The sequence below is a fragment of the Pseudomonas sp. B28(2017) genome (assembly GCF_002113025.1).
In the GTDB taxonomy this organism is placed as follows: Bacteria; Pseudomonadota; Gammaproteobacteria; order Pseudomonadales; family Pseudomonadaceae; genus Aquipseudomonas.
Window position 1 is genome coordinate 91146 of the sequence record NZ_NEJH01000012.1, and the last position, 20682, is coordinate 111827.

At 59.2% G+C, this 20682-nt stretch carries 20 protein-coding genes, 4 tRNA genes and 1 pseudogene; 20 read left to right on the forward strand and 5 right to left on the reverse strand.

The genetic code is table 11. The features are described 5' to 3' along the window. Window positions 1–42 precede the first annotated feature (42 nt). From murJ to ispH, 6 genes are all read left to right on the forward strand, one after another. Window positions 43–1581: a murein biosynthesis integral membrane protein MurJ gene (gene murJ / locus CAF65_RS23675; RefSeq protein ID WP_085718444.1), complete on the forward strand. Its 1539-nt coding sequence runs from the start codon at window positions 43–45 to the stop codon at window positions 1579–1581. Between the two features lie 129 nt (window positions 1582–1710). Then, the gene (ribF, locus tag CAF65_RS23680) at window positions 1711–2649 is read left to right on the forward strand and encodes a bifunctional riboflavin kinase/FAD synthetase (protein ID WP_085718445.1); all 939 of its coding nucleotides are present in this window, start codon (window positions 1711–1713) and stop codon (window positions 2647–2649) included. 13 nt (window positions 2650–2662) lie between these two features. Then, a complete protein-coding gene (gene ileS, locus CAF65_RS23685) occupies window positions 2663–5494 on the forward strand; it encodes an isoleucine--tRNA ligase (protein ID WP_085718446.1) in 2832 nt (943 codons plus the stop codon). Next, entirely contained in the window at window positions 5487–5999 is a 513-nt protein-coding gene (lspA, locus tag CAF65_RS23690) for a signal peptidase II (RefSeq protein ID WP_007970932.1), read from the forward strand. Before ileS ends, lspA begins: the two co-directional genes overlap by 8 nt. A 7-nt stretch (window positions 6000–6006) precedes the next feature. Next, window positions 6007–6444, forward strand: a complete 438-nt coding sequence (gene fkpB / locus CAF65_RS23695; RefSeq protein WP_178076738.1) for an FKBP-type peptidyl-prolyl cis-trans isomerase — start codon at window positions 6007–6009, stop codon at window positions 6442–6444. A gap of 129 nt (window positions 6445–6573) precedes the next feature. Further along, window positions 6574–7521 (forward strand): 4-hydroxy-3-methylbut-2-enyl diphosphate reductase, encoded by a 948-nt coding sequence (gene ispH / locus CAF65_RS23700; RefSeq protein ID WP_015096888.1) that lies wholly within the window; start codon window positions 6574–6576, stop codon window positions 7519–7521. On the opposite strand, the gene CAF65_RS23705 is transcribed toward ispH, so the two are convergent. Further along, a complete protein-coding gene (locus CAF65_RS23705) occupies window positions 7490–8029 on the reverse strand; it encodes a GspH/FimT family pseudopilin (RefSeq protein WP_085718448.1) in 540 nt (179 codons plus the stop codon). The two genes, ispH and CAF65_RS23705, sit on opposite strands and share 32 nt — an antisense overlap. A 128-nt stretch (window positions 8030–8157) precedes the next feature. Between CAF65_RS23705 and CAF65_RS23710 the strand changes: the two genes are divergently transcribed. The 7 genes from CAF65_RS23710 to thiO are packed head-to-tail and all read left to right on the forward strand — an operon-like array spanning window position 8158 to window position 12244. Next, window positions 8158–8631: a GspH/FimT family protein gene (locus CAF65_RS23710; RefSeq protein WP_085718449.1), complete on the forward strand. Its 474-nt coding sequence runs from the start codon at window positions 8158–8160 to the stop codon at window positions 8629–8631. Beyond that, window positions 8628–9077 carry a type IV pilus modification protein PilV gene (pilV, locus tag CAF65_RS23715; RefSeq protein WP_085718450.1) on the forward strand — a complete coding sequence of 150 codons (450 nt, stop codon included), beginning with the start codon at window positions 8628–8630 and terminating at the stop codon, window positions 9075–9077. The genes CAF65_RS23710 and pilV overlap by 4 nt, the downstream gene beginning before the upstream one ends. Next, the gene (locus CAF65_RS23720; protein WP_085718451.1) at window positions 9074–9781 is read left to right on the forward strand and encodes a PilW family protein; all 708 of its coding nucleotides are present in this window, start codon (window positions 9074–9076) and stop codon (window positions 9779–9781) included. Before pilV ends, CAF65_RS23720 begins: the two co-directional genes overlap by 4 nt. A 10-nt stretch (window positions 9782–9791) precedes the next feature. Further along, the gene (locus CAF65_RS23725; RefSeq protein WP_085718452.1) at window positions 9792–10271 is read left to right on the forward strand and encodes a PilX N-terminal domain-containing pilus assembly protein; all 480 of its coding nucleotides are present in this window, start codon (window positions 9792–9794) and stop codon (window positions 10269–10271) included. 25 nt (window positions 10272–10296) lie between these two features. Next, window positions 10297–10671: a hypothetical protein gene (locus CAF65_RS23730; protein ID WP_256578715.1), complete on the forward strand. Its 375-nt coding sequence runs from the start codon at window positions 10297–10299 to the stop codon at window positions 10669–10671. A 14-nt stretch (window positions 10672–10685) separates the two neighbouring features. Beyond that, window positions 10686–11087, forward strand: coding sequence for a type IV pilin protein (locus tag CAF65_RS23735; protein ID WP_085718454.1), 402 nt, complete (start codon window positions 10686–10688; stop codon window positions 11085–11087). 56 nt (window positions 11088–11143) lie between these two features. Continuing rightward, on the forward strand, window positions 11144–12244 hold the full coding sequence (gene thiO / locus CAF65_RS23740) for a glycine oxidase ThiO (protein ID WP_085718455.1): 1101 nt from the start codon (window positions 11144–11146) through the stop codon (window positions 12242–12244). Window positions 12245–12283: 39 nt separating this feature from the next. Here thiO and CAF65_RS23745 read toward each other — a convergent pair whose 3' ends face one another. From CAF65_RS23745 to CAF65_RS23760, 4 genes and pseudogenes are all read right to left on the reverse strand, one after another. Further along, entirely contained in the window at window positions 12284–13621 is a 1338-nt protein-coding gene (locus tag CAF65_RS23745; protein ID WP_085718456.1) for a sigma-54 dependent transcriptional regulator, read from the reverse strand. After that, window positions 13618–13938: pseudogene (locus CAF65_RS23750) on the reverse strand (hypothetical protein); the annotation flags it as partial. The gene CAF65_RS23745 and the pseudogene CAF65_RS23750, both read right to left, overlap by 4 nt. A gap of 28 nt (window positions 13939–13966) precedes the next feature. Next, complete coding sequence (locus tag CAF65_RS23755; RefSeq protein WP_085718458.1) at window positions 13967–14200, reverse strand: PP0621 family protein; 234 nt, start codon at window positions 14198–14200, stop codon at window positions 13967–13969. 124 nt (window positions 14201–14324) lie between these two features. Further along, a complete protein-coding gene (locus tag CAF65_RS23760) occupies window positions 14325–15347 on the reverse strand; it encodes an outer membrane protein assembly factor BamD (protein WP_085718459.1) in 1023 nt (340 codons plus the stop codon). A gap of 151 nt (window positions 15348–15498) precedes the next feature. On the opposite strand from CAF65_RS23760, the gene rluD reads away from it, so the two are divergent. The 7 genes from rluD (at window position 15499) to CAF65_RS23795 (ending at window position 20593) form a co-directional block, all read left to right on the forward strand. After that, window positions 15499–16461 carry a 23S rRNA pseudouridine(1911/1915/1917) synthase RluD gene (gene rluD, locus CAF65_RS23765; protein ID WP_085718460.1) on the forward strand — a complete coding sequence of 321 codons (963 nt, stop codon included), beginning with the start codon at window positions 15499–15501 and terminating at the stop codon, window positions 16459–16461. Next, the gene (pgeF, locus tag CAF65_RS23770; protein ID WP_085718461.1) at window positions 16458–17183 is read left to right on the forward strand and encodes a peptidoglycan editing factor PgeF; all 726 of its coding nucleotides are present in this window, start codon (window positions 16458–16460) and stop codon (window positions 17181–17183) included. Before rluD ends, pgeF begins: the two co-directional genes overlap by 4 nt. A gap of 130 nt (window positions 17184–17313) precedes the next feature. Beyond that, window positions 17314–19878, forward strand: coding sequence for an ATP-dependent chaperone ClpB (gene clpB / locus CAF65_RS23775; protein WP_085718462.1), 2565 nt, complete (start codon window positions 17314–17316; stop codon window positions 19876–19878). 300 nt (window positions 19879–20178) lie between these two features. Continuing rightward, window positions 20179–20254 (forward strand) — tRNA-Asn (locus tag CAF65_RS23780). Between the two features lie 9 nt (window positions 20255–20263). Further along, window positions 20264–20340, forward strand: a tRNA-Pro gene (locus CAF65_RS23785). 5 nt (window positions 20341–20345) lie between these two features. Beyond that, window positions 20346–20421, forward strand: a tRNA-Lys gene (locus CAF65_RS23790). A 95-nt stretch (window positions 20422–20516) separates the two neighbouring features. Beyond that, window positions 20517–20593, forward strand: a tRNA-Pro gene (locus CAF65_RS23795). Window positions 20594–20682: the final 89 nt, after the last annotated feature.

The following is a 20682-nucleotide window of genomic DNA, read 5'->3' on the forward strand; positions in this document are numbered from 1 at the left end:
CGTAGTTCGCCTGCTGTTTATCGACAGGCACAAACTCTTTCCATGAATCTGCTCAAATCGTTGGCCGCCGTCAGCTCTATCACGATGCTTTCCCGGATTCTGGGGTTTGTTCGGGATACCCTCATCGCACGCGCATTTGGCGCGGGAATGGCGACTGACGCCTTCTTTATCGCCTTCAAATTGCCCAATCTGCTGCGGCGAATCTTTGCCGAAGGGGCATTTTCCCAAGCGTTCGTGCCGATTCTTGCCGAATATAAAAGCCAGAAAGGCGAGGAGGCGACGCGAACCTTCATCGCTTATGTCTCGGGCCTGCTGACGCTGGTGCTGGCGCTGGTCACAGCATTGGGCATGATCGCCGCGCCGTGGGTCATCTGGGTGACTGCGCCGGGTTTCACCGATACCCCGGAAAAATTCGAACTGACCTCCAGCCTGTTGCGGGTGACCTTTCCGTACATTCTGCTGATTTCCCTGTCGTCGTTGGCCGGTGCGATCCTCAATACCTGGAACCGCTTTTCGGTGCCGGCCTTCGTGCCGACCCTGCTGAACGTCAGCATGATCATCTTTTCGGTGTTTTTGACGCCGTACTTCGATCCGCCCGTAATGGCACTGGGCTGGGCGGTATTGGTCGGCGGCCTGGCGCAGTTGCTCTATCAGCTGCCGCACCTGAAAAAGATCGGCATGCTGGTGCTGCCGCGCCTGAACCTGCGCGACACGGGGGTCTGGCGGGTGATGAAGCAAATGCTGCCAGCAATCCTCGGTGTCTCGGTGAGCCAGATTTCGCTGATCATCAATACCATCTTCGCTTCGTTCCTGGTTGCCGGCTCCGTGTCGTGGATGTATTACGCTGATCGTTTGATGGAGCTGCCATCCGGTGTGCTGGGCGTGGCGCTGGGTACGATTCTGTTGCCGACCCTGGCCAAGACCTACGCCAACAAGGATCGTAATGAGTATTCGCGCATACTCGACTGGGGCCTGCGCCTCTGCTTTGTATTGGTGCTGCCTTGCTCGCTGGCATTGGGGATTCTGGCGGAGCCGCTGACGGTTTCCCTGTTCCAGTACGGCCAGTTCAATGCGTTTGATGCATCGATGACCCAGCGCGCCTTGATCGCCTATTCGGTCGGGTTGCTCGGAATTATCATGATCAAAGTGCTGGCCCCCGGCTTTTATGCGCAACAAAATATCCGTACACCGGTAAAAATTGCGATTTTCACCCTGGTGGTGACCCAGTTGTTCAACCTGATGCTGATCGGGCCGCTGGCTCACGCGGGCCTGGCCTTGGCGATCAGTGCCGGCGCTTGCCTCAATGCCGGATTGCTGTTCTATCAACTGCGCAAGCAGCAGATGTACCAGCCGCAGCCGGGCTGGGCGAAGTTCACGTTCAAGCTGCTGGTCGCGGTGGCAGTGATGTCCGCGGTACTGTTGGGGGTAATGCATTTCATGCCGGCCTGGGATCAAGGGCATATGCTCGAACGCTTCTTGCGTCTGGGGGCTTTGGTAGCGGCGGGTGTGGTGGCTTATTTCGGCATGTTAGTGTTGATGGGCTTCCGTTTGCGCGACTTCAATCGCAAGGCGCTGGGCTGAGGTTCTGGCCTCGATAAACACGGGCGAGCCGGCGGTTTTGTCGGCTCGATCACTTTGGGTTACGGTGTTGCCTGTCGTCGGCCGCCGGGTGTGGTTATAATCGACCACTTTATGAGCAAGAAGCGCGTTATGCAGCTGGTTCGAGGCCTCCACAATCTGCGCCCCCAGCATCGGGGCTGTGTCGCCACTATTGGCAACTTTGACGGTGTACACCGTGGCCACCAGGCTATCCTGGCGCGGTTGCGTGAGCGTGCGCTCGAGTTGGGCGTGCCCAGTTGCGTGGTGATTTTCGAGCCGCAACCGCGAGAGTTCTTTGCTCCGGAGACTGCACCGGCCCGTCTGGCCCGTCTGCGGGACAAGCTGCAATTGTTGGCTGCCGAAGGCGTCGACCGTGTTTTGTGCCTGGCTTTCAACCAGCGCTTGAGCAAGCTCAGCGCCAGCGAGTTCGTCGATACCATTCTGGTGGATGGCCTTGGTGTCCAGCACCTGGAGGTCGGTGATGACTTCCGTTTCGGCTGTGACCGCGCGGGAGATTTCGATTTCCTGCAACAGGCCGGGATCCTTCAGGGGTTTACCGTCGAAGCGGCGCAAACCGTCGAACTCGACGGCATCCGGGTCAGCAGCACGCAGGTCCGCAATGCCCTGGCCGCCGCGGATTTCGCCCTGGCTGAACGCCTGCTCGGGCGGCCGTACCGGATCGCCGGTCGCGTATTGCATGGCCAGAAGCTCGCTCGGCAGTTGGGGACGCCCACCGTCAACATACAACTCAAGCGTCGTCGCGTGCCGTTCACCGGGGTTTACCTGGTGGACGTCGAGATCGACGGCAAGACCTGGCCCGGCGTCGCCAATATCGGCGTGCGGCCCACGGTTCAAGGTGATGGCAAGGCCCACCTGGAAGTGCATCTTTTAGATTTTGCCGGCGATCTGTATGACCGGCGTTTAACGGTGGTTTTCCACCACAAGCTGCGTGAAGAGCAGCGTTTCGCCTCTCTGGAGGCGCTGAAAACGGCGATCAACGCGGATGTCGCCGCCGCCCGTGCACTAGCCGCACCTAGCGCCCATCGCTAATGAAGAGCCTTAAATGACCGACTATAAAGCCACGCTAAACCTTCCGGACACCGCCTTCCCAATGAAGGCCGGCCTGCCTCAGCGCGAACCGCAGATTCTGCAGCGCTGGGACAGCATTGGCCTGTACGGAAAGTTGCGCGAGATTGGCAAGGATCGTCCGAAGTTCGTCCTGCACGACGGTCCTCCTTACGCCAACGGCACGATTCACATCGGTCATGCGCTGAACAAGATTCTCAAGGACATGATCATCCGCTCGAAGACCCTGTCGGGCTTCGACGCGCCTTATGTTCCGGGCTGGGACTGCCACGGCCTGCCGATCGAGCACAAGGTCGAAGTGACCCACGGCAAGAACCTGGGCGCGGACAAGACCCGCGAACTGTGCCGGGCGTACGCCACCGAGCAGATCGAAGGCCAAAAATCAGAATTCATCCGTCTGGGCGTGTTGGGTGACTTCGCCAACCCGTACAAGACCATGGACTTCAAGAACGAGGCCGGCGAAATCCGCGCCTTGGCCGAGATCGTCAAGGGCGGTTTCGTGTTCAAGGGCCTCAAGCCCGTGAACTGGTGCTTCGACTGCGGTTCGGCCCTGGCCGAAGCGGAAGTCGAGTACGAGAACAAGAAGTCCTCGACCATCGACGTGGCGTTCCCGATTGCCGATGAAGCCAAACTGGCGACCGCGTTCGGCCTGCCATCGCTGGCCAAGCCTGCTTCGATCGTGATCTGGACCACCACCCCGTGGACCATTCCGGCCAACCAGGCGCTGAACGTTCACCCGGAATTCACCTACGCCCTGGTCGACGTTGGCGATAAATTGCTGGTGTTGGCTGAAGAGCTGGTCGAGTCGTGCCTGGCGCGTTATTCGCTGGAAGGCTCGGTGATCGCTACCGCCAACGGTTCGGCGCTGGAACTGATCAATTTCCGTCACCCGTTCTACGACCGTCTGTCGCCGGTATACCTGGCCGACTACGTTGAACTGGGCGCCGGCACCGGTGTGGTTCACTCCTCTCCGGCCTACGGCGTGGACGACTTCGTGACCTGCAAGAAGTACGGCATGGTCAACGATGACATCCTCAACCCGGTACAAAGCAACGGCGTTTACGTGCCGTCGCTGGAGTTCTTCGGCGGCCAGTTCATCTGGAAGGCCAACCCGGCCATCGTCGACAAGCTGACCGAAGTCGGTGCGCTGCTGCACACCACCGTCATCGAACACAGTTACATGCACTGCTGGCGCCACAAGACCCCGCTGATCTACCGCGCCACCGCGCAGTGGTTCATCGGCATGGACAAGCAGCCGACCACTGGCGACACCCTGCGCCAGCGTTCGCTCAAAGCCATTGAAGACACCACGTTCGTCCCGGCCTGGGGTCAGGCGCGCCTGCACTCGATGATCGCCAACCGTCCCGACTGGTGCATCTCCCGTCAACGCAACTGGGGCGTGCCGATCCCGTTCTTCCTGAACAAGGAAAGCGGCGAACTGCACCCACGCACCGTTGAATTGATGGAAGAAGTCGCCAAGCGTGTCGAAGTCGAAGGCATCGAGGCCTGGTTCAAGCTGGACGCCGCCGAACTGCTGGGCGATGAAGCGCCGCAGTACGAAAAGATCAGCGATACGCTGGACGTCTGGTTTGACTCGGGTACTACGCACTGGCACGTCCTGCGCGGTTCGCACCCGATGGGGCACGAAACCGGTCCACGCGCCGACCTGTACCTGGAAGGCTCGGACCAGCACCGCGGCTGGTTCCACTCGTCGCTGCTGACCGGTTGCGCCATCGACAACCACGCACCGTATCGCGAACTGCTGACTCACGGTTTCACCGTCGACGAGTCCGGTCGCAAGATGTCCAAGTCCCTGGGCAACGTGATCGCGCCGCAGAAAGTCAACGACACCCTGGGCGCCGACATCATGCGTCTATGGGTAGCCTCGACCGATTACTCGGGTGAAATGGCGGTTTCCGAGCAGATCCTGCAACGCAGTGCGGACGCCTACCGGCGTATCCGCAACACCGCGCGTTTCCTGCTTTCGAACCTGACCGGTTTCAACCCGGCCACCGACCTGCTGCCGGCCGAAGAAATGCTGGCGCTGGACCGTTGGGCCGTGGACCGTACCCTGCTGCTGCAACGCGAGCTGCAAGAGCACTACGGCGAATACCGCTTCTGGAACGTGTACTCGAAGATCCACAACTTCTGCGTGCAGGAGCTGGGCGGCTTCTATCTCGACATCATCAAGGATCGTCAGTACACCACTGGCGCCGACAGCAAGGCCCGCCGTTCGTGCCAGACCGCGCTGTTCCACATTTGCGAAGCGCTGGTGCGCTGGATCGCACCGATCCTGGCGTTCACCGCTGACGAACTGTGGCAGTACCTGCCGGGCGACCGTAACGAGTCCGTCATGCTCAACACCTGGTACGAAGGCCTGAGCGAACTGCCGGAAGGCTTCGAGCTGGATCGCGCTTACTGGGACCGGATCATGGCGGTCAAGGTCGCGGTCAACAAGGAAATGGAAATCCAGCGTGCAGCCAAGGCTGTCGGTGGCAACCTGCAAGCCGAAGTGACGCTGTTCGCCGAAGACGCGCTGACCGCCGACCTCGCCAGGCTGAGCAACGAACTGCGCTTCGTGCTGATCACTTCGACCGCCAGCGTTGCGCCATTGGTGCAGGCACCGGCCGATGCCGTGGTCACCGAAGTCAGCGGCCTGAAGCTGAAGATCGTCAAGTCGAGCCATGCCAAGTGCGCCCGTTGCTGGCATTGCCGTGAAGACGTCGGCGTTAACCCTGAGCATCCGGAAATCTGCGGCCGTTGCGTGGATAACATCAGCGGCGCTGGCGAGGTCCGTCACTATGCCTAATGCCGTTGGCCGTTTCGGACGGCTGAGCTGGCTCTGGTTGAGTTTGCTGGTCCTGGTCATCGACCAGGCCAGCAAGTTCTACTTCGAAGGCAAGCTCCAGATGTACCAGCAGATTGTAATCATCCCCGATTACTTCAGCTGGACCCTGGCCTACAACACTGGCGCGGCGTTCAGCTTCCTGGCTGACAGCTCCGGCTGGCAGCGCTGGCTGTTCGCGTTGATCGCTGTCGTGGTCAGTGCGGTGTTGGTGGTGTGGCTCAAGCGTCTGGGGCGTAACGAGACCTGGCTGGCGGTTGCGCTGGCACTGGTGCTCGGCGGCGCGCTGGGCAATCTGTATGACCGCATTGCCCTGGGCCATGTGATCGATTTCATTCTGGTGCATTGGCAGAACCGCTGGTATTTCCCTGCGTTCAACTTTGCCGACAGTGCTATCACTGTCGGCGCTGTCATGCTGGCACTGGATATGTTCAAAAGTAAAAAGACCGGAGAAACCGTTCATGACTGAACAGGTATTGGCTGAGCAACGTATCGGCCAGAACACGGAAGTCACCTTGCATTTCGCATTGCGCCTGGAAAACGGCGACACGGTGGACAGCACCTTCGACAAGGCCCCGGCGACCTTCAAGGTCGGTGATGGCAATCTGTTGCCAGGTTTCGAAGCAGCCTTGTTTGGTTTCAAGGCCGGTGACAAGCGTACACTGAGCATCGAGCCGGAAAATGCTTTCGGTCAGCCTAACCCGCAAAACGTGCAGATCATCCCGCGCTCACAGTTCCAGAACATGGAACTGTCGCCTGGCTTGCTGGTGATCTTCAACGATGCAGCCAATACCGAGTTGCCGGGCGTGGTCAAGGAGTTCGACGATGCGCAAGTGACCGTCGACTTCAACCACCCGCTGGCGGGCAAGACGCTGACCTTTGATGTGGAAATCATTTCCGTCAAAGCGCTGTAACTGCTTTTCTGTAGGAGCGAGCTCGCTCGCGATGATCGTTAACGAATACGCGTTCTTCTGGATTAACGCGTTGTCCTTTAGTTTTTCGCGAGCAAGCTCGCTCCTACAGGGCAAGATACGAGGCACAGCATGCAAATCAAACTCGCCAATCCCCGTGGCTTCTGCGCCGGTGTGGACCGGGCGATCGAAATCGTCAACCGCGCCCTGGAAGTCTTCGGGCCGCCGATCTACGTACGGCATGAAGTGGTCCACAACAAATTTGTCGTTGAGGACCTGCGCTCCCGTGGTGCGATCTTCGTCGAAGAGCTGGATCAGGTACCGGACGACGTCATCGTGATCTTCAGTGCCCACGGCGTTTCCCAGGCCGTGCGCAGTGAAGCGGCTGGTCGTGGACTGAAAGTATTCGACGCCACCTGCCCGCTGGTGACCAAAGTCCACATCGAAGTGGCGCGCTACAGCCGTGACGGTCGTGAATGCATTCTCATCGGCCACGCCGGTCACCCGGAAGTCGAAGGCACCATGGGCCAGTACGATGCCAGCAATGGCGGCGCGATCTACCTGGTCGAAGACGAGAAAGATGTCGCGGCGTTGCAGGTAAACAACCCTGAAAAGCTCGCCTTCGTGACCCAGACCACCTTGTCGATGGACGACACCAGCCGTGTTATCGACGCCCTGCGTTCGCGCTTCCCGGCCATCGGTGGGCCGCGCAAGGACGACATTTGCTACGCCACGCAAAACCGTCAGGACGCGGTCAAGCAACTGGCCGACGAGTGCGACGTGGTGCTGGTGGTCGGCAGCCCGAACAGCTCCAACTCCAATCGCCTGCGCGAATTGGCAGAACGCATGTCCACTCCCGCCTACCTGATCGACGGTGCCGAAGACCTGCAAAAGAGCTGGTTCGACGGTGTCGAGCGTATCGGCATCACCGCTGGCGCCTCCGCCCCGGAAGTCCTGGTGCGTGGCGTGATCCAGCAATTGCAGGCCTGGGGGGCTACTGGCGCCGATGAATTGGCCGGTCGCGAGGAGAACATCACGTTCTCGATGCCTAAAGAACTGCGCGTTCGCTCGTTGCTCTGATTTTCTTCCTTTCTTCGCATAACGCCTGCGCAGCCTTGTCGCTGCGCAGGCTGACGCGACCGGTCCGCGCCAACACCACCTGATATTGGCTCACCGGCTCGCGGATTGCACAAATGTGCAATGTCCCTCCAATCAGTGATTCGCCCTGGCCTCTGAATCGTATAGAGCGTTCGACCGGACCGTTCCCCACAATCGACACGCGTGTGCCGTTCTGGCGTTCGGCCAACAGTGGATTGTTGCTGTCCATATCCCCCTTGCCGCTGACATCCAGAATGATCCGCCAGCCCTGGCTCCAGTCGCCATTGATGCCATGAATCACCACGGCCTGGTTGCGGACGATGGCTTCGGTTCGGGCGGTGCGAATACCGCTGAAAAGAGCCTGTGCCGCTTGCTCTCTCTGGTTCGACTCGATCAGCGTTGCGAACGCTGGACTGACCAGTTGCAGAACAATTCCTGTAATTGCCAGTCCCATGAGCAGTTCGATCAGGCTGAAGCCTTGTTGCCGCATGACATCTCCCTCCGTGGCGTGCTGTGGCTCGCGCAATCCCTGCGCAAGAAATGGCATCACAAACGTAGCGCATCGCTCGAATTGTGCCGCGCAAGAGCAGGTATAGCCGAAGGAAACAGAAGGCCCCGATGGATCATCGTACAAAAGGTTTCACGCTGATCGAGTTACTGGTCGCGATCGCGATCCTTCTGATTCTGCTGACTCTGGCTGTCCCGGCGTTTACCCGCTCGATGCAAACGACGAGGGCTGATACTGAAATCGCTGATCTGCGACGAGCCCTGAATTTTGCCCGGCTCGAAGCCATCGATCGGGGCAATGCCACACGGGTGCGTCCGACGGCCGGTGGGGATGTCTGGAGTGGGGAGCTGGCGGTCTACGATGGTACTGGCGCTTTGGCCAATGTATTGCGGGTTGTTCCGGCGATGAGCGACGGCGCAACTCTGACGCTAACCTCGGGCGTGACTGCCATCGATTTCAACGGTATGGGCGGATTGTCATCACCGTCCTCAGAGGTGGTGATCAGCTATGGGCGGGGTGCTCAAGGCAGGACGCTGAAAGTGTGTTTGAACGGACGAATTCTATTGGGTGGAAGTTGCGGATGAGGATAGGAAGCCAAGGCACGCAGAAGGGCATGACGCTGGTTGAAGTCCTGGTGGCATTAGTCATTCTGGGGGTGGGGTTGCTAGGGGGCGCGGCGTTTCAGCTCAATGCGCTGAAGTACACGGACAGTGCGCGCATGACCAGTCAGGCCAGTTTTATCGCCTACGACATGATGGACCGCATTCGCGCCAACGCCGCTGCGGACTACACCATCGCGCCGCCGGCTACGGGTAATCCGGGTGTTGCCCGGGATCAGGACCTGTTCGACTTCAATTCCAACATTGTCAGCTCGCTCGGAGCCACCGCGACGGGCAGTGTCACCGTCAATCAGCAGGTGTACACCATCACGATTACCTGGGACGACTCACGGGCTGCGAATGCTGCCGACTCGCGGCGCAGCTTCGTCCTGACCAGCCGCACGTCCATTGATCCGGTGGTGATCCCGTGAGTCGTCGCAGCAGAGGCTTTGGCCTGGTCGAGTTGCTGATCGCCCTGGTATTGAGCCTGATCGTGGTGCTGGGCGTGGTGCAGGTTTTCATCGCGGCCAAAAACACTTATCTCAGTCAGAATGCAGCCGCGAACATGCAGGAGGACGCACGTTTCGTGTTGAGCAAAATGATTCAGGAAATCCGCATGGTCGGGATGTTCGGTTGCCTGGAAACGATCACTGATTCAAGTAAGAAAAGTGATTTCCATAGCAATCGTATAACGCCGATCCGTTGGGACAGTGGCAGTCGCAGTTTGACGCTGGTTACGGCGGATGTTGGCGGCAATGGCGGCAAGCCGGACTGGACCGTGCTTTCCGATTGTCGAAACAATTCGACGGCCTACAGCGACAGTGCGACTCCTGTGGCAGGGCAACTGGCCTTTCCAATACGGCAACTGACCTACAGCTTCAGCAACAACCAACTGCTTATGAGGGGCGGGGCCGCAGCAATGCAGGTATTGGTGGACAACGTAAGCGCTTTTGACGTGAGCTTCGGCCTGGCCAGCACTGCCACTGATCTGGCTGCCTCCCGCTACAGCAGCAACCCACCGGATCCTGCGCTGATTCGTAGCGTTCGCCTGAGCCTGACGCTCACCGATCGGAACCACCGGGTGAGCAATCAAACCTTCAACGCAGTGGCCGCTCTGCGCAACCGCTTGCCATGAGGGAATGTCAATGAACCGTTCTCCCATGACGTATTACACCCAGCGCGGCATGGCGCTGCTGGTCAGTCTGGTGTTTTTGCTCTTGTTGACACTGATTGGTCTTTCATCGATTCAAAGCGCCACCCTGCAGGAAAAAATGGCCGGTAGCGTCGCCTTGCGCAATCAGTCGTTTCAGAGTGCCGAAGCCGCATTGCGGGTGGGCGAGAGTGCAGTGCAACGGGACAGTTATGTGCTACCCGTTTGTAGCGGCATCGTTCAATGTGCACCGCCGTCCGAGTCCTCGACAATTACCGCTGCCGGTTTCAGCGCCTCGTCCGGAGTGACCTGGATAGCATCGGGCAACGGCTTTTATGGCGTGCAAAACATCGGTGTCAGCCAAGATGCGGTGAATGTGCCAATCAATACCCAGGCGACGTTGTATCGGGTAACGGCAGTAGGCATTGCGGGTCATTCGCGCAGTGTGGTGGAGAGCATCTATGCGAAGTACTGAGAGATACATCCGGCGGTGGTCACAATTGTTCGGCGTATTGGTCGCGCTGAACCTGTCGGTGTCGGCGCACGCTGCCACTCCACCGGATTCGCCAGCACTGAACCGGCCAACCTGCCTGGCGAGTGGTAACTGGTACGGGTTCTACCACAGCAATCAGGGATTGAAAGCCGTCTGCCTGAGGCTGCCCGATGCAATCAGCGTTAAGATGCTCGACAGCAACGACGATGGCGTGGTCGACAGCATCGACACGCTGTCCGATGGCGTGATCTTTGTTGGTGAGCATTCGACCCAGGACATCAGCGACAATGGCGGGGCCGTGAACGATGCCACTGGCGACGATACGCCGGGGATGGAAAAATCCGGCGATAGCCGTCGCATCATGTGGCGACAAATACAGTAAGTGAGAGTTGAGGCATGCGTAGTACCAACCGCGGTTTTACCCTGATCGAAATCATGATCGTGATTGCGATCATCGGGATGGTCATGACCATTGCTGCCCCGAGTTTAACCGAGTACCTGAACAAGGGCCGTCGCGCAGAAGTGGCGGGGCTGCTCTCGGAGCAGGCGCAGATCCTGGAGCGCTTCTACTCGCAGAAAAATGTCTACACCGATGCGACGGGCCTCAGTGCCGGCAATGATTACTACAGCATCACTCCGGCCCTGACCGACCAGGCCTTTCTGCTGACGGCGGTGCGCAAAGCTGGCACGAGCATGGCCACTGACAAGTGCGGTGATCTGACCATCACCAACACTGGTGTCCTCGGAATGGTCAACGCAAAATCCGGCCTGACCAGCAAAGATTGCTGGGGGCGCTGAGTTTCCTTTTCGGGTGTCCTTTACATCCTCTGTCTATTTAACGATTGGATCAGAACATGACCAGGCAACAGCAAGTGGTGATTGTCGGCGGTGGAGTGATTGGTTTGCTGACGGCCTTCAATCTCGCCTCCGAAGTGCAAAGCGTTGTGCTACTGGATCGCTCGAGCGTTGGCCAGGAGTCGTCCTGGGCCGGCGGCGGCATCGTTTCGCCGCTTTACCCGTGGCGCTACAGCCCGGCGGTCACCGCGTTGGCTCACTGGTCCCAGGACTTTTATCCACAATTGGGCGAGCGCTTGTTTGCCGCCACCGGCGTTGATCCTGAAGTGCACACCACCGGTCTGTACTGGCTGGATCTGGATGACGAGGCTGAAGCGCTGGCCTGGGCTGCCCGGGAACATCGGCCGTTGAGTGCGGTGGATATCTCTGCAGCGCACGACGCCGTACCGGTACTGGGCGGTGGTTTTTCCCGGGCGATCTACATGGCCGACGTCGCCAACGTACGTAATCCGCGTCTGGTGAAGTCGCTCAAGGCCGCGTTGCTGGCGCTGCCGAACGTGACGATCCATGAGCAGTGCGAAGTCAGCGGGTTTGTTCGTGACGGCAATAAAGTGGTCGGCGTGCAGACCTCCACAGGTACTGTCCTGGGCGATCAAGTCGTCCTGACGGCGGGGGCCTGGAGCGGTGATTTGCTCAAGCATCTTGATCTGACGCTGCCGGTCGAGCCGGTGAAAGGGCAGATGATTCTCTACAAGTGTGCGGCGGATTTCCTGCCGAGCATGGTCCTGGCCAAGGGCCGTTATGCGATTCCCCGGCGCGATGGACACATACTGATCGGCAGTACGCTGGAGCATGAAGGCTTTGACAAGACGCCGACCGGGTCGGCGCTGGAAAGCCTGAAGGCATCCGCGGTGGAGTTGATCCCGGCGCTGGCCGATGCCGAAGTGGTGGGGCATTGGGCCGGATTGCGCCCGGGATCACCAGAGGGCATTCCTTACATCGGCCCGGTGCCGGGGTTTGACGGGCTCTGGCTCAACTGCGGCCATTACCGTAACGGGCTGGTGCTGGCGCCGGCATCATGCCAGTTGTTTGCCGATGTGATGCTGGGCCGGGCGCCAATTATCGATCCGGCGCCTTATGCGCCTGCCGGGCGGTTCTGACTGGCGGACTGTGGGAGGAGCCTGCTCGCGATGGGGGCGTCAATCCAGTCCCAGCTTCTTGAGCCGGTAACGCATCGACCTGAATGACAGATTCAACCGCTGAGCCGCCGCCGTGCGGTTCCAGCGGGTTTCCTCCAGGGCCTGGAGTAGCAGTTGGCGTTCGACGTTTTCCAGGTAGGTTTGCAGATTGTCGATCCGGGTCAGGTCCGGCAGGCCAGCTTCAGCCCCACAGTTACCTTCGGCCAGGCGTAGGTCGCCGGCTTCGATCTGATTGTTCTCACACAGGGTGTGCGCCCGTTCAAGCATGTTTTCCAGTTCCCGCACATTGCCCGGGAAGCGATAGTTTTTCAGCACATCGAGGGCGTGGGGGTGGAGTCTCGCCGCAGGTTGACCGGTATCGGCGGCCAGGCGCTTGAGCATGTGGCTGGCCAACATTTCGATATCGTCACGACGCTCGCGCAAGGGCGGCACCCGGAGTTCGATCACGTTCAAACGGTAGTAAAGGTCATGACGAAATCGCCCGGCGGCGACTTCGGCGCCAAGGTCCTTGTGTGTGGCGCAGAGAATGCGCACATCCACCGCCACTTCCTGCTGCCCGCCGACGCTGCGTACGGCTTTTTCCTGAATCGCGCGCAGCAGTTTGACCTGCATTGTCAGCGGCAGGTCAGCCACTTCGTCAAGGAGCAGGGTGCCGCCGTGAGCGGTCTGGAACAGACCGGGTTTGTCTTCGATGGCGCCGCTGAAACTGCCTTTGCGGTGGCCGAAAAACTCGCTCTCCAACAGTTCCGAAGGAATCGCCGCGCAGTTGATCGGAATGAACGGCTGATTGGCGCGGGGGCTTTGATCATGAATCAGGCGCGCGACCAATTCCTTGCCGCTGCCGGATTCTCCGCTGATGTATACCGTCGCATGGCTACTGGCCAGTTTTGTGATGTGTTTACGCAGGTTGCGCATGGGCAATGAGTCGCCCAGCAAACGACGATCGACGCCAACCCCGCGGGCAGGAAGCAGCAGGGCGCTGGTGACCAGTTCACGCAGGCGGGTAAGGTCCACCGGTTTGGTCAGGAGGTCGAATGCCCCGGCCTTGAGCACATCGATCGCGGTTTCGAGACTGGCATAGGCGGTGATCATCGCCACTTGGACCTGCGGGTGACGTTGCTGGATGTGCTGTACCAGCTCCAGGCCGGTACCATCCGACAACTGCATGTCGGTCAGGCATAGATCGAAGCTTTCGCGTTTAAGCAGGGATTGCGCTTCGCCGACGTTGCGGGCGTTGAACGTCTCCAGCTTCATCCTTCCCAGGGTGATTTCCAGGAGTTCGCGTATGTCCGGTTCGTCATCGACGATCAAGACTTTTTGTCGTGGTCTCGTGTTCAACGTGGGTTCCGTCCGTGAGCAAAGGTCATGCAAAAGCAACCGCGTTCCTGGCGTGCCTTGAAGTCTAGGCGGGACAGAATGCTTTCGCCCGGCTCGCCGGACAGATAAGGCCCCAGGCCCTTGGTTTGGGGGGCGGGGGCTTCGTTATCGAGTGTTTCCAGTGATTTCGGATCGAGCCGTAGCGGCGACATTTGCTCGCGGCGCTGCAGCTGCAGGACGTGTTCGATTACCCGGTTCATTCGCAGAGTGTGGTCTTGAATAATCTGCGTCAGACGTCGATCGACGCCTTTCAGTTCCTTGGGTGCGCGCGATAGTCTTCAATCGGTCGCCATTTCGGGTGGCACGTCAGCGGCTACTGGAGCCCTTGTCTTGCTCGAGATGGGCCTGGCTGCAATACCACCGTTGGTCGAGGCTCAGCGCGCGGTCACGGGGCAGGTGAACGCCGCAATGGGCGCAACGGACCATGGGTGCCGCTTCCCGCTCGGCAGGGGGCCTGGGGGTGGAAGCCTGCCCCTTGAACTTACGCCAGAACCATACTGCAGCGGCAATCAGGGCAATCCAGAACAATAAACGAAGCATGGTGAGCTGCTATTCGACGGATGATCCGGCAGTTTAGCCAAGGACCTGTCAGGCGCACAGTGCAATAAATCGCCGAAACAAAAAAGGGAGACTCGAAAGTCTCCCTTTTTGCACAACCCGGGTGTCAGTCGAACACGCCGAAGGTCATGTAGCTGAACCACGAACGGTCGCTGTTGTTGCCTTCCGCTTCGTGATCTTCTTCTTCGACCGCGTCGCCATTATTGTCTTTAGGCTTGAGTTCGGCCGGGATTGCATCTTTGGCGTCCTGGAACTGCCTCTGCACGTCCTGGTTGGCGCGGGTTTCGCCCGGTGGCAGCGGCGGACGGGACTCGATCAGGCCCAGGGTCGCCTTGCTCAGCCACGAACGGTTGTCGGCTTCGGCCACGGTCGGCACGAACTGACCGTCCACCAGCGTCGGGTGGTTCGGGTAGTTGAGCTTCAGGGTTTCCAGGCTGGTGGCAGCCAGTTCGTCCAGGTGCAGGCGCTGGTAGGACTCGGTCATCACCGCCAGGCCGTCGCCGACCGAAGGGGTTTCCTGGAAGTTTTCCACCACGTAACGACCGCGGTTCGCGGCGGCGACATAGGCCTGACGGGTCAGGTAGTAGTCGGCCACGTGAATTTCGTAGGCTGCCAGCAGGTTGCGCAGATAAATCATGCGCTGCTTGGCGTCTGGTGCGTAGCGGCTGTTCGGGAAGCGGCTGGTCAGCTGGGCGAACTCGTTGTAGGAGTCGCGGGCGGCGCCCGGGTCACGCTTGGTCATGTCCAGCGGCAGGAAGCGCGCCAGCAGGCCGACGTCCTGGTCGAAAGAAGTCAGGCCCTTGAGGTAGTAGGCGTAATCGACGTTCGGATGCTGTGGGTGCAGGCGAATGAAGCGTTCCGCAGCGGACTTGGCCGCTTCTGGCTCGGTGTTCTTGTAGTTCGCGTAGATGAGTTCGAGTTGTGCCTGATCGGCATAACGACCGAACGGATAACGCGATTCCAGAGCCTTCAGCTTGGCGATGGCACTGGTGTAGCTACTGTTGTCCAGGTCATTTTGAGCCTGTTGGTACAGCTCGACTTCACTGAGGTTTTCGTCTACGACTTCCTTCGATGAGCAAGCAGCGGTCAATGCGAGGATGGCGATCAGCAGCAGGTGTTTCACTTGCATGGCGGCTTGCGTCCCTATGACGGCCGCTGTCTTGGGCGTGGCCGTCCTGTTATGATGAGCGCCCCGTTGAATAGCCTCGGGGCAAAAGACGCCGTATTTAACCACAAGCGCGCAGCCGAAACCAAAGGCTGTGCCGACGCCTAGTCTGAGCATGTCCGATAAAATTGAACTCCGCGCAGAGGTGCCGTCCGAATTGGGCGGCCAACGCCTCGATCAAGTCGCCGCACAATTATTCGCTGAGCACTCGCGCTCGCGCCTTTCCGCCTGGATCAAAGACGGCCGCCTGACTGTGGATGGGGCGGTTATCCGCCCGCGAGACATCGTCCATGGTGGCGCCATCCTTGAGCTGACTGCCGAGCAGGAAGCTCAGGGCGAATGGGTCGCTCAAGACATTGCCCTGGACATCGTCTATGAAGACGACGACATCCTGGTGATCAACAAGCCTGCGGGCCTGGTGGTGCACCCGGCTGCCGGTCACGCTGATGGCACCTTGCTCAACGCCTTGCTGCACCACGTGCCGGGCATCATCAATGTGCCCCGCGCCGGTATCGTGCATCGCCTGGACAAGGACACCACCGGTCTGATGGTGGTGGCCAAGACCATTCAAGCGCAGACGCAGCTGGTTGCACAGTTGCAGAGCCGCAGCGTCAGCCGGATCTACGAGTGTATCGTGATCGGTGTGGTGACAGCCGGTGGCAAGATCAATGCGCCGATCGGTCGTCATGGCCAGCAGCGCCAGCGCATGGCCGTGATGGAAGGTGGCAAGCAAGCCGTCAGCCATTACCGCGTGCTCGAGCGCTTCCGCTCCCACACTCACGTGCGGGTGAAGCTGGAAACCGGTCGTACGCACCAGATTCGCGTGCACATGGCGCACATCAACTTCCCGTTGGTCGGAGATCCTGCCTACGGCGGTCGCTTCCGCATTCCACCGGCGGCCAACCCGAGCATGGTCGAATCCCTGAAAAACTTCCCGCGTCAGGCGCTGCATGCGCGTTTCCTGGAGCTGGATCATCCAACCACCGGTCAGCGCATGAGCTGGGAATCACCGTTGCCGGAAGATTTCGTCTGGTTGCTGACCCTGCTCAAGCAAGACCGCGAGGCGTTCATCGGATGAGTGACTGGCTGATTCCTGACTGGCCCGCGCCGGCCGGGGTCAAAGCCTGTGTCACCACCCGTGCGGGTGGCGTCAGTGTGGCGCCGTTCGACAGCCTCAACCTTGGCGATCACGTCGACGACAGCCCTGAAGCAGTTGCCGAGAATCGCCGTCGCCTCACCGATCACTTTTCCATTCAACCGGCCTGGCTGCAGCAGGTCCATGGCATTGCCGTGGCCCATGCGGACCCAAGTCAGGTGGTCACTGCCGATGCCAGTTGGACGTCGACACCCGGTATCGCCTGTGCGGCGATGACGGCCGATTGCCTGCCGGTATTGTTTTGCGACCGTGCCGGGACTCGCGTTGCAGCGGCCCATGCCGGTTGGCGCGGGTTGGCGGCGGGTGTGCTGGAGGCCACCCTCGACAGTCTGGCCGTACCACCCGGCGAGGTGCTGGTGTGGCTCGGTCCGGCCATTGGTCCACAAGCGTTTGAAGTCGGCCCGGAAGTACGCGAAACCTTCGTGCAGCAACTGCCTCAAGCCGCAGAAGCCTTCGTGCCAAGTCAAAACCCCGGCAAGTTCATGGCCGACATCTATATGCTGGCCCGCTTGCGTCTGGCGGCTCGCGGTGTAACGGCTGTCTATGGTGGCGGTTTCTGCACCGTGACCGATCCGCGCTTCTTTTCTTATCGCCGTGCGCCCCGCACTGGCCGATTCGCCTCCCTGATCTGGCTTGACCGCTAAACTCCTCTGACCTGCGTCAACTGCACGACGCTTGAAACTCCCAGAATCGACCACATCTATTGTGCTATCTGGCAGGTTTCTTCATTCAGGATGTTTCATAGGTCCGGCCTGCTCAAAAGGAAGGTGACCCATGCGTATAGACCGTTTAACCAGCAAATTGCAGTTAGCGTTGTCCGATGCCCAATCCCTGGCCGTCGGCCACGATCATCCGGCCATTGAACCGGCACACTTGATGCAGGCCTTGCTCGAACAGCAGGGCGGCTCGATCAAGCCCCTGCTGATGCAGGTGGGCTTCGACGTCAACAGCCTGCGTAAAGAGCTGACCAAAGAGCTCGACCAGCTACCGAAAATCCAGAACCCGACCGGTGACGTGAATATGTCGCAGGATCTGGCGCGCCTGCTCAATCAGGCCGATCGTCTGGCGCAACAGAAAGGCGACCAATTCATCTCCAGCGAGCTGGTGTTGCTCGCCGCGATGGATGAGAACAGCAAGCTCGGCAAGCTGTTGCTCGGCCAGGGTGTGAGCAAGAAAGCCCTGGAAAATGCGATCAACAACCTGCGCGGTGGCGAGGCCGTCAACGACCCTAACCACGAAGAATCCCGTCAGGCTCTGGATAAATACACCGTCGACCTGACCAAGCGCGCCGAAGACGGCAAGCTCGATCCGGTAATCGGCCGTGACGATGAAATTCGCCGGACCATCCAGGTCCTGCAACGTCGTACCAAGAACAACCCGGTGCTGATCGGTGAGCCTGGCGTGGGTAAAACCGCCATCGCCGAAGGCCTGGCCCAACGCATCATCAATGGCGAAGTGCCGGATGGCCTCAAGGGCAAGCGCCTGTTGTCCCTGGACATGGGGGCGCTGATTGCCGGTGCCAAGTATCGCGGTGAGTTTGAAGAGCGGCTCAAGGCGTTGCTCAATGAACTGTCGAAGCAGGAAGGGCAGATCATTCTGTTCATCGACGAACTGCACACCATGGTCGGCGCCGGCAAGGGCGAAGGCTCGATGGATGCGGGCAACATGCTCAAGCCGGCCCTGGCCCGCGGTGAGCTGCACTGCGTGGGCGCCACGACGCTCAACGAGTACCGCCAATACATAGAGAAGGACGCCGCTCTCGAGCGACGTTTCCAGAAAGTGCTGGTGGATGAACCGAGCGAAGAAGACACCATCGCCATCCTGCGTGGCCTCAAGGAACGCTATGAGGTTCACCACAAGGTGGCGATCACCGACGGCGCGATCATTGCTGCGGCCAAACTCAGTCATCGTTACATCACTGACCGGCAGTTGCCGGACAAGGCCATCGACCTGATCGATGAAGCGGCCAGCCGCATCCGCATGGAGATCGACTCCAAGCCGGAAGTACTGGACCGTCTGGAGCGTCGCCTTATTCAGTTGAAGGTGGAATCCCAGGCACTGAAGAAAGAAAGCGACGATGCGGCGAAGAAGCGTCTGGAAAAACTGCAGGACGAAATCGCTCGTCATGAGCGCGAGTACTCGGATCTCGAAGAAATCTGGAATTCGGAAAAAGCCGAAGTCCAGGGTTCTGCACAGATCCAGCAGAAAATCGAGCAGTCCCGCCAGGAGCTGGAAGCGGCCCGTCGCAAAGGTGACCTGAACCGCATGGCCGAGTTGCAGTACGGGGTGATCCCGGACCTGGAGCGCAGCCTGCAAATGGTCGACCAGCATGGCAAAAGCGAGAACCAGTTGCTGCGCAGCAAGGTGACTGAGGAAGAAATCGCCGAAGTCGTATCGAAGTGGACCGGTATTCCGGTGTCGAAGATGCTCGAAGGCGAGCGCGAAAAACTGATGAAGATGGAAAGCCTGTTGCACCAGCGTGTGATTGGCCAGGAAGAAGCGGTGGTCGCGGTTTCCAATGCGGTGCGGCGTTCCCGCGCCGGATTGGCCGATCCGAATCGTCCAAGTGGTTCGTTCATGTTTCTCGGCCCGACCGGTGTCGGTAAAACCGAATTGTGCAAGGCGCTGGCCGAATTCCTCTTCGATACCGAAGAGGCGATGGTGCGGATAGACATGTCCGAGTTCATGGAGAAGCATTCCGTGGCTCGCCTGATCGGTGCGCCACCGGGCTACGTGGGGTATGAGGAGGGCGGTTACCTGACCGAGGCCGTGCGTCGCAAGCCGTATTCGGTGATCCTGATGGATGAGGTCGAGAAAGCGCACCCGGATGTGTTCAACATCTTGCTGCAAGTGCTCGAAGACGGTCGTCTGACCGATAGCCATGGCCGCACGGTGGATTTCAAGAATACTGTGATTGTCATGACCTCCAACCTGGGCTCGGTACAGATCCAGGAACTGGTCGGTGATCGTGAGGCGCAGCGTGCAGCGGTGATGGATGCGATTTCCAGCCACTTCCGGCCGGAGTTCATCAACCGGGTCGATGAAGTGGTGATCTTCGAGCCGTTGGCGCGGGATCAGATCGCCGGCATTACCGAGATCCAGTTGGGTCGTCTGCGCAGCCGCCTGACCGAACGGGAGCTGAAGCTTGAGCTCAGCCCTGAAGCCATGGACAAGCTGATTGCGGTCGGTTACGACCCGGTGTACGGCGCACGGCCGCTCAAACGAGCGATCCAGCGCTGGATCGAGAACCCGCTGGCGCAGTTGATCCTGTCCGGTCGATTCATGCCGGGCGACACGGCACATGGCGTGGTGGAAAACGACGAAATCGTCTTCGTCTGATCCAGATCGGCAACAAAATTGAAAAGGCCTCGCATTGCGAGGCCTTTTTTTCGTTAGGCTGTTGAACTCAAAGGAAAAGCCTTGTAAAGTGCGCCCCGCAGTAAGTCACCCGCCAGGGTTTCCGCTCACCAGGCAGGAATCCAAAATAAGTTGCAAATCATTAACTTGAAAGCAATTTAGGGGGTTGACAGAGGTTCTGAAGATTGTAGAATAGCGCGCCTCAGACACACGAACGCAGCGATGCGAACGGGTTGAAGAGAACGCAGTAAAGCTTCAAAGTTGTAAATTGAAATATGTAGTTCCGTGATAGCTCAGTCGGTAGAGCAAATGACTGTTAATCATTGGGTCCCAGGTTCGAGTCCTGGTCACGGAGCCAATTTCAAACCGGGGTATAGCGCAGTCCGGTAGCGCGCCTGCTTTGGGAGCAGGATGTCAGGAGTTCGAATCCCCTTACCCCGACCATTTTTGGGTCGTTAGCTCAGTTGGTAGAGCAGTTGGCTTTTAACCAATTGGTCGTAGGTTCGAATCCCACACGACCCACCATTTTTGAAACCAGGTAACACTGGGATCGAATCTTAAGATCAGACGCCAAAAGCTCTGTTCGCAGAAGGCGCCTCTTGAAGGTGCCTTTTTTTTACCGGGGTATAGCGCAGTCCGGTAGCGCGCCTGCTTTGGGAGCAGGATGTCAGGAGTTCGAATCCCCTTACCCCGACCATATTAAAAATCCTCGTATCGAAAGATACGGGGATTTTTTTTGTCCAAAAGATCTCATACGCACCGCAAAAGCAACTGTGGTAGCAAGCT